The sequence below is a fragment of the Paraoerskovia marina genome (assembly GCF_900105445.1).
Lineage (GTDB): Bacteria > Actinomycetota > Actinomycetes > Actinomycetales > Cellulomonadaceae > Paraoerskovia > Paraoerskovia marina.
Genome location: NZ_LT629776.1, coordinates 1,437,968 through 1,453,675, shown reverse-complemented (window position 1 = coordinate 1,453,675; position 15,708 = coordinate 1,437,968). Strand labels below are relative to the sequence as shown.

General features: G+C 67.6%; 8 protein-coding genes and 1 rRNA gene. 1 reads left to right on the top strand and 8 read right to left on the bottom strand.

From position 1 onward, the window contains the following. Positions 1-117 precede the first annotated feature (117 nt). Positions 118-1,640, bottom strand: a 16S ribosomal RNA gene (locus tag BLU20_RS06445). A gap of 564 nt (positions 1,641-2,204) precedes the next feature. On the opposite strand from BLU20_RS06445, the gene BLU20_RS06440 reads away from it, so the two are divergent. Continuing rightward, the gene (locus tag BLU20_RS06440; protein WP_083372011.1) at positions 2,205-2,756 is read left to right on the top strand and encodes a GNAT family N-acetyltransferase; all 552 of its coding nucleotides are present in this window, start codon (positions 2,205-2,207) and stop codon (positions 2,754-2,756) included. Between the two features lie 39 nt (positions 2,757-2,795). Here BLU20_RS06440 and BLU20_RS06435 read toward each other — a convergent pair whose 3' ends face one another. The 7 genes from BLU20_RS06435 to BLU20_RS06405 form a co-directional block, all read right to left on the bottom strand. Continuing rightward, a complete protein-coding gene (locus tag BLU20_RS06435; protein ID WP_029253243.1) occupies positions 2,796-3,797 on the bottom strand; it encodes a sugar phosphate isomerase/epimerase family protein in 1,002 nt (333 codons plus the stop codon). A gap of 33 nt (positions 3,798-3,830) precedes the next feature. Next, positions 3,831-4,454, bottom strand: a complete 624-nt coding sequence (locus tag BLU20_RS06430) for a hypothetical protein (RefSeq protein WP_083372010.1) — start codon at positions 4,452-4,454, stop codon at positions 3,831-3,833. 218 nt (positions 4,455-4,672) lie between these two features. Further along, positions 4,673-10,573 (bottom strand): ThuA domain-containing protein, encoded by a 5,901-nt coding sequence (locus tag BLU20_RS06425; protein ID WP_231959325.1) that lies wholly within the window; start codon positions 10,571-10,573, stop codon positions 4,673-4,675. 160 nt (positions 10,574-10,733) lie between these two features. Next, entirely contained in the window at positions 10,734-11,903 is a 1,170-nt protein-coding gene (locus BLU20_RS06420) for a Gfo/Idh/MocA family protein (protein WP_083372008.1), read from the bottom strand. A 77-nt stretch (positions 11,904-11,980) separates the two neighbouring features. Then, entirely contained in the window at positions 11,981-13,045 is a 1,065-nt protein-coding gene (locus tag BLU20_RS06415; protein ID WP_083372007.1) for a substrate-binding domain-containing protein, read from the bottom strand. A gap of 62 nt (positions 13,046-13,107) precedes the next feature. After that, complete coding sequence (locus BLU20_RS06410; protein WP_083372006.1) at positions 13,108-14,175, bottom strand: ABC transporter permease; 1,068 nt, start codon at positions 14,173-14,175, stop codon at positions 13,108-13,110. Then, complete coding sequence (locus BLU20_RS06405; RefSeq protein ID WP_083372005.1) at positions 14,172-15,692, bottom strand: sugar ABC transporter ATP-binding protein; 1,521 nt, start codon at positions 15,690-15,692, stop codon at positions 14,172-14,174. The genes BLU20_RS06410 and BLU20_RS06405 overlap by 4 nt, the downstream gene beginning before the upstream one ends. Positions 15,693-15,708 lie beyond the last annotated feature (16 nt).

The window sequence follows — 15,708 nt, the reverse complement described above, 5'->3', positions numbered from 1 at the left end:
ACCAACACGACAACTAGTCGACTTCGTCAATGTTCCACCCTTGAGCAACCACCCCCACACGCGAACGGTGTGAGCCATGGCCTCTGCCCCCCAACCGGGGGGAGAAAAGCTCCTTAGAAAGGAGGTGATCCAGCCGCACCTTCCGGTACGGCTACCTTGTTACGACTTAGTCCCAATCGCCAGTCCCACCTTCGACGGCTCCCTCCACAAGGGTTAGGCCACCGGCTTCGGGTGTTACCGACTTTCGTGACTTGACGGGCGGTGTGTACAAGGCCCGGGAACGTATTCACCGCAGCGTTGCTGATCTGCGATTACTAGCGACTCCGACTTCATGGGGTCGAGTTGCAGACCCCAATCCGAACTGAGACCGGCTTTTTGGGATTCGCTCCACCTTGCGGTATCGCAGCCCTTTGTACCGGCCATTGTAGCATGCGTGAAGCCCAAGACATAAGGGGCATGATGATTTGACGTCATCCCCACCTTCCTCCGAGTTGACCCCGGCAGTCTCCTATGAGTCCCCACCATCACGTGCTGGCAACATAGGACGAGGGTTGCGCTCGTTGCGGGACTTAACCCAACATCTCACGACACGAGCTGACGACAACCATGCACCACCTGTATACGAGTGTCCAAAGAGGCTGCTGTCTCCAGCAGATTCTCGTATATGTCAAGCCTTGGTAAGGTTCTTCGCGTTGCATCGAATTAATCCGCATGCTCCGCCGCTTGTGCGGGCCCCCGTCAATTCCTTTGAGTTTTAGCCTTGCGGCCGTACTCCCCAGGCGGGGCACTTAATGCGTTTGCTGCGGCACGGAACTCGTGGAATGAGCCCCACACCTAGTGCCCAACGTTTACGGCATGGACTACCAGGGTATCTAATCCTGTTCGCTCCCCATGCTTTCGCTCCTCAGCGTCAGTTGCGGCCCAGTGACCTGCCTTCGCCATCGGTGTTCCTCCTGATATCTGCGCATTCCACCGCTACACCAGGAATTCCAGTCACCCCTACCGCACTCTAGTCTGCCCGTACCCGATGCACGCCCAAGGTTGAGCCTTGAGTTTTCACACCAGACGCGACAAACCGCCTACGAGCTCTTTACGCCCAATAATTCCGGACAACGCTTGCGCCCTACGTATTACCGCGGCTGCTGGCACGTAGTTAGCCGGCGCTTCTTCTGCAGGTACCGTCACTTGCGCTTCTTCCCTGCTGAAAGAGGTTTACAACCCGAAGGCCTTCATCCCTCACGCGGCGTCGCTGCATCAGGCTTGCGCCCATTGTGCAATATTCCCCACTGCTGCCTCCCGTAGGAGTCTGGGCCGTGTCTCAGTCCCAGTGTGGCCGGTCGCCCTCTCAGGCCGGCTACCCGTCGTCGCCTTGGTGAGCCATTACCCCACCAACAAGCTGATAGGCCGCGAGACCATCCCCAACCGATAAATCTTTCCACACCCATCCCATGCGAGAAGGTGTCATATCCGGTATTAGACCCCGTTTCCAAGGCTTATCCCGAAGTCAGGGGCAGGTTCCTCACGTGTTACTCACCCGTTCGCCACTGATCCACCCAGCAAGCTGGGCTTCACCGTTCGACTTGCATGTGTTAAGCACGCCGCCAGCGTTCGTCCTGAGCCAGGATCAAACTCTCCGTAAATGATCAACGTCAACCAACCAACCCACAAGGAGCCAGCCAGCAAACAACCATACGAAGCACCACACACCAAACGATGCGCGGCCTCATTAATCTGGCAATCAGATTCGAAAACTAACGTTTTCAAAAACTGTTGTCCAAAGACCCCCAACCACCAACCGAAACCACCCGAACGGGCAGCCACAGTCACCAGCCAGGAGATAAAACTTTGGCATTGACTATCAAGCACACTGTTGAGTTCTCAAACAACCAGCACGCACCGTCCCGACCCGCCGAACCTCAGCGACCCGAACCCGGGGCAACCTCTCCAACCTACCAGACCCGATCTCGCGCGTCCAGCCCCCCTTCCAGCCAGCCGCACACAAGGCACAACCCAACCAGACTCAGAAACCAGGGGTATCAGCACCCGGGACCGGCCATCCGCCCCGAAGAGCTCCTGTCCGTGTCTCCCTGTCGGGCTGACATCCAGAACATTACAGCCGGAACAACGAACCACCAAATCCCCCCGACGTGACCCCCACCACCTCTCCGGGGACGGCGCGGGCCGGCCCGAACTACCCTCGACCCATGGATGCCAGGACACGCGCGGCCACCGACCTCGACCTCGTCCCGCTGACAGCACTCGCGGCGCTCACGTTCCCCCTGGCCTGCCCGCCCGGGGCGGACCCCGTCGCGGTCCAGCGTCATGTCGAGACCGAGCTGGGGATCGACTCGATGGCGGCCTGGATCCGGAGTCAGCGGCACGAGCTGTACGTCGTCGAGGGCGACGGAGCGCACGGTCTGCTCGGATACGCGCTCATGGGTCTCGGACCGTGCCCGGTCCTGGATCCCGCAGGGCGGCCGCTCGCCGACGTCGAGCTGTCCAAGATCTACGTTCACCCGGACGCTCAGGGGGTCGGGGTCGCGAGCACGCTGCTCATGTCGGCTCTCACCGCCGGCCGGCGGCTCGCGACCGGCCCCGTCTGGCTCGGGACCAACCACGAGAACCATCGCGCGCAGTCGTTCTACGCGCGAGGCGGGTTCGACGTCGTCGGGCACCGCGAGTACGTCGTCGGTGGCGAGACGCATCAGGACGTCGTGATGGTGCGGGACGACGGCAGCCCCACGCGTCTGGACTGACCGCGTGGGGCTGCCGTGCTCGCCGGAGGCGAGGGCCGCTTACTCCTTGCTCGAGAAGGCCGAGTCAAAGGCCGCGTCCGGAGCGTCGAACGCGAGGCGTCGGACGAACTCCAGCCCCTCGGGTGCGCCGACGAGACGGTCCATCCCGGCGTCCTCCCACTCGACCGACAACGGACCGTCGTAGCCGATCGCGTTGAGCATCCGGAAGGCGTCCTCCCACGGCACGTCGCCGTGACCGGTGGAGATGAAGTCCCAGCCGCGACGGGGGTCGGCCCACTCGAGGTGTGACCCGAGGCGTCCGTTGCGCCCGTTCAGCCGCTTCTTCGTGTCCTTGCAGTGCACGTGGAAGATGTGGTCCTGGAAGTCCCAGAGGAACGCGACGGGGTCGAGGTCCTGCCACACCATGTGGCTGGGGTCCCAGTTGAGTCCGAACGAGCTGCGGTGTCCGATCGCCTCGAGCGTGCGCTTGGCGGTCCAGTAGTCGTAGGCGATCTCGCTCGGGTGAACCTCGAGGGCGAACCGCACTCCCACCTCCTCGTAGACGTCGAGGATCGGGTTCCACCGGTCGGCGAAGTCCTGGTAGCCGGCCTCGATCATGTCCGCCGGGACGGGCGGGAACATCGCGAGCGTCTTCCAGATCGACGACCCGGTGAACCCGACGACGGTCTTGACGCCGAGCTTCGCGGCCATCCGACCCGTGTCCTTGAGCGCCTCTGCGGCACGTCGGCGAACGCCCTCCGGATCTCCGTCGCCCCAGACCTCCGGCGACAGGATCTCCTCATGCCTCCGGTCGATCGGGTCATCGCAGACGGCCTGCCCCGTCAGGTGGTTCGAGATCGCCACGATCTTCAGGCCGTGGCGGTCCATCAGGTCGAGACGGCCCTGGACGTACTCGTCGTCGTCCCAGCGCGAGACGTCGAGGTGGTCTCCCCAGCAGGCGAGCTCCAGTCCGTCGTACCCCCATCCCGCGGCAAGTCCGGCGACCTCCTCCAGCGGCAGGTCGGCCCACTGGCCGGTGAACAGGCTGATAGGTCGAGTCATTGTCGTTCCTTCCCTCGGTGGATCTCTGGTGTCTTACTCGTTCGTGCGACGGCGCAGGAGGACGACCGCACCCACCGCGAGGAGAGCGACGACCGCGGCGACGCCGACCGCGACCCAGCCCCACGACGTGCCGCTACCGGTCTCCCCGGTCGCAGCCGAGTCGGAGGTGTCCGCGGCCAGCTCGGTCTCGGGGCCGGGTGCCGGCTCTTCAGGCTCTGGCGTCACGACCGGGGCGACGTCGATCTCGGTCGTCCCCGAGTATTCCGCCGGGACGGTCGCCACGGAGGTCAGGACCCAGTGCCCCTCACCGAGCAGTCCCGGCTCAGACTTGTACCAGCCCACGCCCTCGGACGCGGACTGCAGCTGGACCGGGCCGACCTCGGTGCCGTCGTCCGACACGGCGGTGACGATCAGGTCGACCGTCTCCTCCACGGGGTGGCCGTCGGCCGCCCAGCTGACGGCGGCGTCGATCCCGCCCGCGCCGTCCGTCCCGATGTCGACCTGGAGGTCGCCGCCGTGGGCATGTGCGGGCGACGCGGCCCAGGCGACGGCCAGCACGGCCGTGACCAGGAGGGCGAACGCGCGCCATGCCCACCGCGGGCCGACCGTGCCGACCGCGACCGCCGGACTCCCGGCGGCGACGCTCTGGGTGCTCATCAGTAGATCTCCTCGTTCGTCAGTGTTCAGGGCCTCGGCGCAGGAGCGGAGCGCACCGTCCTGCGCCGAGGGTGCCGACCGCGAGGCCGGCGATACCACCGAGAAGTGCCGGCCACGACGGCCGTCCCCGGGCCGGGACCGCGTCGCGGCACCCCGGCTACGTCCCGGTGGCAGGTGATGCGGGGGCCGGGCGTCCGACGCCCGGCCCCCGCGGTCAGTCAGCCGCAGGTCACCCCCGCGACGGTCACGATGACGACCGCCTTGCCCGAGGGGCTCAGGGTCCAGTCACCCTCGACCTCGAGCTCGGTCCCGGCGTCCGGCGTGGCGATCACCCGGTACTGACCCGGCGCGAGTGCGCCCAGGTCGGCGGGCTTGCCGTCGGCCTTGCCGTCCACCCAGTTGTGGAAGACGTAGCCCTTGACGCCGGAGACGTCGACCGGGCTCAGCGCACCGGTCGTCGTCCCGTCGGCCTCACAGCTCGGCTGGACGAGGTCCACGGCCGGGACACGGTCGCAGCCATACCCGTCGATGGTCACCACCAGGGTGGCCTTGCCGGAGGGGCTCATCTTCCAGTCGCCGTCCACGTCGAGCAGGTGGTCGGCGTCCGGCGTCGCGATGACGTGGTACTGGCCGGGAGCAAGGTCCTGGAGGTCCGACGGCTTGCCGTCGTTCAGGTCCCCGTCCACCCAGTTGTGGACCACGTAGCCCTTGACGCCCTCGACCGACTCGCCGGTGAGCGAGCCACCGGCGCGGACGTTCTCGCCGTCCTCGTCGACCTCGCACGTCGGCTGCGTGACGGTGACCACGGGGGTCGCCGTCGGGCAGTCGAACGCGTCGATGGTCACCGCGAGCTCGAGACGTCCCTGGAAGATCTCCGTCCACCCGTCGCCCGGGACGAGGGTGTAGCCCTCAGCCGGGTATGCGCGGATCAGATAGTCGCCCGGAGCCATGTCGCCTGCGCGGACGTTCCGACTCGTGTCGGCTGCGTCCTTGACGACGTAGCGAGCCACGCCGTCCATGGTGGTTCCGACGACCGCACCGTTCACCTTGTCGAACGCACCGTCGACAACGGTGCACGCGGACTGGGTGACCGTGGCGGCCGGGGTGGCCTCCATGACGACCGGGTCGGTGTCCGCGATGGTGAACACCAGATCCGCACCGTCGACGTTCTGGTCGCCGGCCGAGGCGCGCACCTGGACGGTGTGCTCCCCCGGATCGGAGACCTCGACCGGAGCCGTGTACTCGGCCCAGCCTGCGCCGTCGAGGTTGTACTCGCGGTACACGAGCTCACCCTCAGGGCCGCCGGTCGTGTCGATCGAGACCGTGACCGGGCCCGTGTACGCCCCGTCCTCACCGTCCGGCGTGGCCGGGTCGATCGACCCGGTCACGGTGAGCGGCTCGGCGACCTCGTCGCCGACCACGCGGAAGTGGTCGAACGACGCCGTCACGGACGTGGACTCGGACGCGCCGAGGGCGAAGAGGCCCACCTTCGCGTCGGCCACCGCAGTGTTCTCGACGGAGTCGCCGAGCGACTCCCACGTCTCGCCGTCGGTCGAGTACGAACCGGTGAAGGTCGTCCCTTCCTTGGTGAGGCGCAGGAACCAGACGTCGCCCGACAGATTGGTCGCCCCAGGCTGCGGGTTTACGATCGCACCTGCGACCTCGGACCGCAGCTCGATCCGGCCTGCTACGGGCGAACCCGCGGCGTTGTCGGTGACGTAGTCCAGCTTGACGTAGTTGTCGTCGTCCTCATAAAGGATCAGACCGCCCTGCTGGTACTGCTCAGCGAACTGCGAGCCGTCGACGACGGTCTCGACGGTCCAGTCACCCTCCGGCTGGTCCTGGAGGATGATGTTCGGCACGTCCGTGTTGCCACCCTGATAGATGTCGGTGGGCGACGTGTCGATCTCCAGCGAACCATTCGCGACTCGATAGCCCTCCGGGTCCTCGCGGACGATGCCGGTCCACCGGCACGTGTCGAGGGACGATCCCTCGAACTCGTCGTCAGGCCCGGTCGCGGAGGCCGAGTCGTCCGGCGTGATGTGGAACCAGTCGAACTCGGCGTCCACGACCGGAGCGACAGACCCCGTGCCCGCGAGCGAGACGAGCCCGATGCGCGGGTCGACGATGCCGTCGAGCGACTTCGTCTGCGGCATCTGCGTGAAGTCCACGCCGTTCGCCGAGTACGACGCTGTCAGGTCGGAGCCGTCAGAGCTCGCGAACCGCACGTACACCGTAGACGGGTATGCCGCCCCCAGCGCCGCCGTGTTGGACTCGGCGACCTCGTTCGGAGCACCAGCCTCCTCACGGACGAACTGGAAGATGCGCGTCGCCGGGTCACCGGGGTTGGAGCGACCCTGGATGACCATCTTCGCGTAGTTGTCCGCATCGCCGTAGATCACGAGACCGGCCTGCTGGTACTGCGCGTTCGCCGGGATCGTCACCTTCGCGGTGGCGGTGAACGCACCGTCCTCCAGGTCCTGAAGCACCAGGTTCGGCACCGTGACGTTCCCGGTTCCGTAGAAGTCGGTCGTCGACGCCGGGATCGTCAAGATCCCGTCCGAGACCGACAGGTTCTGGTCCTGGTCCTGGACGGTCCAGCGGTCCGGATCGATCTCCGTCCCGAGGAAGTCGTCAGAGCGACCCTGGAAGCACTGGGTCGGCTCGACGGTCTCCTGTGTCACCGTCACGGTCACGTACTCGACCGCGTAGGCACCACCCGCGTCGGTCACCCGCACCTGGAGCCGGTACGTGCCCGGTTCCGTGTACGTGTGCTCGAGCTCGGGCGAACCGTCGACGAACCCGTCGCCAAGACCGAGGTCCCAGGCGTAGACGAGGTCCTCGGCGGCACCGTCGGGGTCGGTCGCCGTGGCCGACGCGGTGACCGTGAGCGGTGCGAGACCCTCCAGCGGCGTCGCATCGAGCGTGACGTCAGGACGCTCGTTCGCCGTGACACCACGTCCGTCGATCTCGAACCAGTTGACGTTGATGCCACCAGAGAGCAGCACGAAGTGCAGCGACCCCGAGCCCGAGGGCACGTCCGTGAGTGGTACCGGAACGTCCTCGTAGACCTGCCAGTCACCGGTGTCGGGCACGGTGAACGTCCCGATCTCGGGACCGTCCGGTGCGTCCCAGCGCACCGAGACGTCGCCGCCACCCGCGCCGGAGGCCGCGCGGACGGAGAGTCCGTCGACGTTCGTCAGGCTGACGGGCTCGTAGGCCCACCAGTCGTCGGTCTCGATGAAGCCGATGTTCTGCCCACCGCCGGCGGAGTCACCGGTCTCCTCGGTCACGACGCCGGCGTCGCCGCCGCTCGTCGAACCCGCGAGCCGACCCGTCGAGGTGAAGAACTCCGCCTGCACGAGCTTGGGCTGCAGCACCTGAAGGTCGTTCGCGGAGAGCGGGACACCCGCGTCTCCACCGTCGTCGGCGTACGTCGCCTCGATCACCCAGAAGATGTTCGACTCGATGCCGTGGCCCTCGTCGCGTGCCGTCTGGATGACACCCTCGCAACCGCTGAGCTCGTCGAACGGATGCGCGTGCGAGTCGTGGCCCAGCGACGTGAACAGGCGCACGTCGGCACAGTCCACGTCACCGTCCGGGTCGTCGACGGCGATCTCATAGGCGACCTGGTCGCCCCACTCGAAGAACCCGCCGTTCTCCGGGAAGGTGATCGAGACCGTCGGCGCCTCGTTGCCCACGACGACCGTCACGTTGGCGACCCCTGCGAGGCCGTCGTTGTCGGTCGCCGTCAGCTGGGCCGTATAGGACCCGTTCTCCGTGTAGACATGCGTCGGGTTGGCGTCGGAGCTCGGCTCCGAGCCGTCACCGAACGTCCACTCCAGGGTGATCGGGTCGCCGTCGGGGTGACGGGTCCCCTCGGAAGAGAACTGGACGGTCAGCGGTGCTGCGCCGCTGGTGACGTCGGCGGACGCACGCGCGATCGGAGCCGCGTCGCCCTGGACATAGTTGACCTTGAAGATTCCCGACGAGTCGTTGTTCCCGCCGAAGCCGGAGCCCCAGTCGACCATGTACATGGCGCCATCCGGGCCGAACTCCCAGTCCATCGGACGATCGAAGCCGGCACTCGGGTCGAAGATCCCCGGGAGTACACGGTTGATGTCCACGAGGTCGTCGCGGTCGTCGCCCGTGAGCTGGAACGAGTACATCTTGCCCTGGTTCCACTCACCGAAGAACGCCTTGCCGTCCCAGTACTCGGGCCACTTCACGGCCGAGTCGAGGTCGGCGTCGAACTCGTAGACGGGCCCGCCCATCGGTGCGCCGCCGCCGCCGATCTCGGGGAACAGCGGGTTCGTGGCGTAGCCGTACCAGACCTCCGCCTCGATAGCACCGGGCAGCTGCTGAATGCCGGTGTTGTTCGGGGAGTCGTTGACGACGCCCGCGTCGCAGTCAAAGGCCTCGCCGGACTGTCCGGTGGCGAAGTCGTAGTCGACGTAGTCGTTGTTCGAGCCCGTGCAGTAGGGCCAGCCGTAGAAGCCCGGCTCGCTCACCACGTTCCACTCGACCGTCCCGGCCGGCCCGCGCGACGCGCTCGCCGAGCCCGCGTCAGGACCGTAGTCCGCGACATGCACGGCATCGGTCTGCGGGTCCACGCCGATCCGGAAGGGGTTACGGAAGCCCATCGCGTAGATCTCGGGAAGCGTGTCCTCGGTTCCAGGGGCGAACATGTTGCCCTCAGGGACCGTGTACGAGCCGTCATCCTGCGGCGTGATGCGCAGGATCTTGCCGCGCAGGTCGTTCGAGTTGGCCGACGTGCGCTGCGAGTCGTAGTTCTTGCGACCGGAGCGCTCGTCGATCGGGGTGTAGCCCGCCGACTCGAAGGGATTCGTGTTGTCGCCCGTGGCGATATACATGTTTCCGGCGGAGTCGAAGGTCATGTCGCCGCCCGCGTGGCAGCAGGTGTCCCGCTGCGTCGGGATGGTCAGGACCTTCTCCTCGGTGGCGGCGTCGATCGAACCGTCGGCATAGGTGAAGCGTGAGACCTGGTTGTGCGGCCCCACGTCACCCACGTCACGGGGGGACCAGAACAGGTACACCCACCCGTTGTCGCCGAAGTCAGGGTCGAGCACGATGCCGGTGAGCCCGTCCTCGTTCGACTGCGTGACGGCGAGCGTCAGCGCCGTCGTCGTCACGTTCGTCTCCGGGTCGATGACTCGAACTCGACCGTCACGTTCCACGTACAGCACGGTGCCGTCGGGGGCGACGTCGAGCATCATCGGGTTCGACGTGTCGTCGTCCAGCGGGACGGCCTCGTAGCTGGCGCTCTGGGTCGCGGAGCAGTCGCTGTCCACGACGCCCGCGGCGGTCTGGATGCCGCCGAGCAGATGCTCGAGGAAGTCGGGCTCGGCGAACGAGGCGTCGGTGTGACCGCCTCCGGTGTACCAGGAGCGCCCGCCGTCGAAAGCCTGGCACCAGGCGATCGGGTGCTCGGCACCCATCGCGGTACCACCCGGGTTGTACGTCGACTCGTCGAGCGAGGCGAGCACGTGGACGTCGTCGGTCGGGTCCTCGCGGAAGTTGTACCACTCGTCAAAGCGGTCCCACCGCTCGGGCAGGTGGTCGGTGGACTCGTGGGCGTGGTCGTGAACCTTGATGGTCGCGTCCTGCTGGGCGGGGTGGCCCGCGAAGTAGGCACCGACGAGCTCGCCGTACCAGGGCCAGTCGTACTCGGTGTCCGACGCGGCGTGGATCCCCGCGTAGCCTCCACCGTTCTCGATGTACGCCTCGAACGCGGCCTGCTGCGTCTCGTCGAGGACGTCGCCCGTCGTCGAGAGGAAGACGACCGCCTCGTACTGCTCGAGGTTCTCCTCGGTGAAGGCGCCGGCGTCCTCCGTCGCCGTCACGGTGAAGCCGTTGTCCTCACCGAGCTGCTCGATGGCGGCGATCCCGGTCGGGATCGACCCGTGGCGGAAGCCCGCCGTCTTGGAGAAGACCATGACGTCGAACGCGTCGACGGCCTCCACGATCGGTTCAGCTGTCTCGTCGGCCTGCGCGCCAAGGGCGCCGACGACCGAGAGCGGAAGTGCGACCGCGGTCGCGACAGCCGCAGCGAGGCTGCGCCTGAGCGTCCGCGAGCGTGCTCTGAGCACTGTACTCACCAGGAACTCCTTCGGTCCGGTTGGGTGGTGCTATGACGATGCGCTCCGCAGTGACCCGCACGTCGGCCCGGACGTCGGGGTCCCGGTGTGGTGGCGGATGCCACCACCGGTGCGGGGCCGGTCGGCCCCGCACCAGGGTTCACGGGCTGGGCCCGCGAGCTCAGACGTCGAGCCAGGCGCCCTTCTCGGCGCTGCGCTCGACTGCGTCGAGGACCTTCTGGACGGCCAGGCCGTCGGCGAACGACGGCGCGGGCTGCTCCCCGGCCGCGACCGCCCCCACGAGGTCGACGACCTGGTGCGTGAAGGCGTGCTCGTATCCGAGGGCGTGGCCCGGCGGCCACCAGGACGCGATGTACGCGTGGTCGGCCTCGGTGACGACGATCCGTCGGAACCCCGCCGTCGCGGCAGGCTCCTCGGCGTCGAAGAAGTGCAGGACGTTCATGTCCTCGAAGTCGAAGGCCACGGATCCCCTGGACCCGTTGATCTCGATGCGGATGGCGTTCTTGCGGCCCTGGGCGAACCTCGTCGCCTCGAAGACACCGACCCCACCGCCCGACATCCGGGCCAGGAAGCACGCGGCGTCGTCGACGGTGACCGGGCCGACCTCGTCGCCGCCCTTGCCGGCGAGACCGGCGAACTCCGTGGCGACAGGACGCTCCGACACGAACGTCTCGAGCATGCCCGAGACCCCCGTGACCGACTCGCCGGTGATGAACTGCGTGAGGTCGATGATGTGTGCGCCGATGTCTCCCAGAGCGCCCGAGCCGGCCTTGTCCTTGTCCATCCGCCACGACAGCGGCGCCGACGCGTCGGAGAGCCAGTCCTGCAGGTACTGCGCGCGCACGTGGCGGACCGTGCCGATCCGTCCGTCGGCCACCAGCTGACGTGCGAGCTGGATCGCGGGAACCCGGCGGTAGGTGAAGCCCACCATCGACAGGACGCCGCGGGCGGCGGCACGCTCGGCCGCCGCCACCATCTCCTCGGCCTCGGCGACCGAGTTGGCGAGGGGCTTCTCGCACAGGACGTGCTTGCCCGCGTCGAGGGCGGCGATCGCGATCTCGGCGTGCGTGTCACCCGGCGTGCAGATGTCGATCAGGTCGACGTCGTCCCGGGTCAGCAGCGTGCGCCAGTCGGTCTCGACGGAGTCCCAGCCCAGCTTGTCGGCCGCAACCGTGACGTTGTCACGGTTGCGCCCAGCGAGCGCCGTCATCGACGGACGGAGCGGGAGGTCGAAGAAGCGGGGAGCGGTGCGCCATGCCTGCGAGTGCGCGGCGCCCATGAACGAGTAGCCGACCATGCCGACGCCGAGCCGTGCGGGTGCGTCACCCATGTGAAGGTCCTTTCGTCGAAGTTGTGCGAGCCGGACCGGCGGGGAGCCAGGCTCCCCGCCGGTCGAGGGTCGTCGGCTCAGGACTCGAACGCGGTCGGCAGGTACTCGTCGACGTTGTCCGCGGTCACGACGGGGGCGAAGAGCTGGACCTGGCGCGGGACACCGACGGTCTCGAGGTCGCTCATCGTCTTGTTCTGCGCGATGAGGCGGGCGAGCTCGATGCCGTCACCGGCCTGCGTGGACGGGTAGACGACCGTGGCCTGCAGGACGGTGTCGCCCGCCTGGATGTCCTCCATGACGTTCTTGGAGCCGGCGCCGCCGACCATGAAGAACTCGTCACGCCCGGCGTTCTCGATCGCGGCCATGACGCCGACACCCTGGTCGTCGTCGTGGTTCCAGATCGCGTCGATCTCGGGTGCGGCCTGCAGCAGGTTGGAGGTCGCCGACTCGCCGCCCTGGACGGTGAAGTCCGCGGCGACGCGGTTGTCGACGTCGAGCCCGCACTCGGCGAGCGCGTCCTCGAAGCCCTGGCTGCGGTCCTGGGTCAGCGGCAGCGAGTCGATGCCGGCGATCTCGGCGACGACGGCGTCGGGGTTGTCCCCGAGCTGCTCGCAGATGTACGTGCCGGCGCTGACGCCCATGCCGTAGTTGTCGCCGAGCACGGTGGTGCGGGCGGCGAACGGGCTGGAGAACTCGCGGTCGACGTTGATCACGGGGATCCCCGCGTCCATGGCCTTGATGGCGACCTCGGTGAGCGCTGCGCCGTCGAACGGCAGCAGGACGATGGCGTCGACGCCCTCGTTGATGAACTGCTCGATCTGGCTGATCTGCAGGTTCACGTCGTTCGTCGCCTCGGCCTGGCGCAGCTCGACGTCGTCGAACGAGTCGGCCATCGCGATCGCGTTCTTGGTGATGGCGCCCATCCAGCCGTGGTCGGCGGCCGGGGCCGAGAACCCGATGACGACGTCGTCGCCCAGGTCGTCGTTGGCGGAGACCGGTGCGGCCTCCTCCGAGCTGGCCTCGGAGTCGTCGCCCTCGTCGGCTGGCTCGTTCGAGGTGCAGCCCGACAGGAGGAGCGCCGTGGCGGCGGTCGCGGCGGCGAAGGCACCGATACGACGGCGGGTGGTGGTGCGTGCGGACATGAGATCTCCCTTGATTCGTCCAGCGTGTGGTGGTGGGTTGGTGCGGGCGCGCTGCCCGCGGGTCAGGCTTTTCGCTTGCTCCGCTCGGCGAACCGCTGCTGCAGGAGGACCGCGACGACGATGATGACGCCCTTGGCCACGGCCTGTGCCGAGATGGACATGTTGTTCTGGGTGAAGACGTTGGTGAGCATCGTGAAGATCAGGACCCCGAGGACGGTGCCGACGATCGTGCCGCGTCCGCCGGCGAGAAGGGTGCCTCCGACGACGACCGCCGCGATGGCGTCGAGCTCGTAGAGCTGACCGTGGGTCGAGGTGCCGGCCGTGGTCCGGGCGAGCATCATCACGGCGGCGATCCCGGCGGTGAATCCGGCGAGCCCGTAGAGGTACATGGTGTGGCGCTGGACCTTGATGCCGGCGAGCCGTGCGGCCTCGGGGTTGCCGCCGACGGCGACGGTGCGGCGGCCGAACGTCGTGCGGTTGAGCAGCACCCAGCCGACGACGGCGACGAGGGCGAACATCCACACGAGCACCGGGACGCCGAGCACGTCGGCGCGGAAGAAGTCGAGGAATCCGTCGACGTCGACGATCTGCGTCTGGCGGTTCGAGATCATCTCCGCCAGCCCGCGGGCCGCGACCATCATCGCGAGGGTCGCGATGAACGCGACGACCTTGCCGTAGGCGATCAGCACGCCGTTGACCAGCCCGGCGGCCGTGCCGACGGCCAGCGCTGTCAGGACCATGACGATCCAGTGCGTGTCCTCTGCCATCGTCTGGGTGGCGAGCGTCGACGCCCAGACCGTGGACAGTCCCATGACGGACCCGACCGAGAGGTCGATACCGCCACCGGTGATCACGAAGGTCATGCCGATGCTGAGGACGCCGATGACGGCGGCGAGCCGCAGGATGGTCATGAAGTTGTCGACGTTGAGGAACCGGTCCCCGGCCGTGATGTACCCGACGGCCCCGAGCGCGAGGAGCGCGAGGACGAGTCCTGCGTTGCGCCCCATCGATCCTTGCAGCAGGGCCGAGCGCCCGCCGCCGTGGCCCGAGCTCGTCTCGTCCGGAGCCTGCTCGGGCGCCGTCTGCTCTGTCTCCGAGACCGCCTGTCCGGTCTCCTGCTGACCGCTCATGCGGCACTTCCTTCCATGACAAGGTCGAGCACGCCGTGCTCGTCGATCGATGACGAGGGGCCTTCGTGGACGATCCGTCCCTCCGAGACGACGAGGACGCGGTCGGCGAGGCCGAGCACCTCCTCGATCTCGCTGGAGACGACCACGACGGCGGCCCCGGCGTCCGCGAGGGAGCGGATCAGTGCGTAGATCTCGGCACGCGCGCCCACGTCGACGCCCCGGGTGGGCTCATCGAGGAGAAGGACGCGGCAGCCCTGGACGAGCCAGCGGCCGAGGATCGCCTTCTGCTGGTTGCCACCGGAGAGGGTGCGGACGGTGCGGTCGACGTCGGTGGGGCGGACGTCGAGCGCGACCACCTGCTCCTCGGCCGCCGCCCGCTCGGCCGACTCGTTGAGGAACCCGCCGGACGCGAACCGGTCGAAGTTCGGCAGCGTGATGTTGCGGTAGACGGCCTCGTCGAGGATGAGGCCCTGCGACTTGCGCTCCTCCGGGCACAGACCGATCCCGGCGCGCACGGCGCGAGGCACGGACCCCGTGCGCAGCGGGCTGCCGCCCACGCGGACCGTGCCGCCGGTGGCCCGGCGTGCGCCGTAGATGGTCTCGAGGATCTCCGAGCGGCCGGCGCCGACGAGCCCTGCGAGGCCCACGACCTCGCCCTCTCGCACGGTGAACGAGACGTCCGAGAAGGTGTCCGCGAGCTCGAGGTTCTCGACCTCGAGCAGGGGCTCGGCCCCGGCAGGGACCCCCGGAAGCTCCGGGAACGTGTTGTCGACGGCCTTGCCGGTCATCAGGCGGATCAGCTCGGCGGTCGGGGTGTCGGCGACCTCGAGGTTCGTGGCGACCGTGCTGCCGTCCTTGAGGACGGTGATCCGGTCGCCGATCTCGCGGATCTCCTCGAGACGGTGAGAGATGTAGATGATGGCGACGCCCTGCGAGGTGAGCTCCCGGACGACGCGGAAGAGGTTCTCCACCTCGCCGGAGTCGAGGACGGCCGACGGCTCGTCCATGACGATCACGCGGGCGTCGTGCGAGAGTGCCCGGGCCATCGAGACGATCTGCTTGCCGGCGGCCGAGAGGTTGCCCACCTCGGCGTGCGGCGAGAGGTCGCCGTGCCCGAGACGCTCCAGGAGCTCTCGGGTGCGGCGGGTCAGGGACCGCCTCTGGGTGAAGCCCCCTCGGGCGAGCTCGTGACCGAGATAGATGTTCTCGGCCACGGAGAGTCCGTCGACGACGTCGAGCTCCTGATACATCGTCGCAATGCCATACCCGAGCGCGGTGACCGGGTCTGTGATCGTGATCGGCTCGCCGTCGACGAGGATCGTGCCCTCGTTCGGTTGGTGGGCTCCGGCGAGGACTTTGATGAGCGTGGACTTTCCGGCGCCGTTCTGGCCGAGGAGGCAGTGAACCTCACCGGGACGGACCTCGAGGTCGACGCCGTCGAGAGCTCGTGCTCCCGGGAACGTCTTCACGATTCCGTGCATCTGCAGCATCGGTGCTGTGGGGTCTGCGGTGACCATATGACGAACGTAGAGT

What these genes read in the sequence shown, in the direction of transcription:
- BLU20_RS06440 (WP_083372011.1), top strand. Translation starts at nt 2,205, where the DNA reads ATGGATGCCAGGACACGCGCGGCCACCGACCTCGACCTCGTCCCGCTG.
- BLU20_RS06435 (WP_029253243.1), bottom strand. Translation starts at nt 3,797, where the DNA reads ATGACTCGACCTATCAGCCTGTTCACCGGCCAGTGGGCCGACCTGCCG.
- BLU20_RS06430 (WP_083372010.1), bottom strand. Translation starts at nt 4,454, where the DNA reads ATGAGCACCCAGAGCGTCGCCGCCGGGAGTCCGGCGGTCGCGGTCGGC.
- BLU20_RS06420 (WP_083372008.1), bottom strand. Translation starts at nt 11,903, where the DNA reads ATGGGTGACGCACCCGCACGGCTCGGCGTCGGCATGGTCGGCTACTCG.
- BLU20_RS06415 (WP_083372007.1), bottom strand. Translation starts at nt 13,045, where the DNA reads ATGTCCGCACGCACCACCACCCGCCGTCGTATCGGTGCCTTCGCCGCC.
- BLU20_RS06410 (WP_083372006.1), bottom strand. Translation starts at nt 14,175, where the DNA reads ATGAGCGGTCAGCAGGAGACCGGACAGGCGGTCTCGGAGACAGAGCAG.
- BLU20_RS06405 (WP_083372005.1), bottom strand. Translation starts at nt 15,692, where the DNA reads ATGGTCACCGCAGACCCCACAGCACCGATGCTGCAGATGCACGGAATC.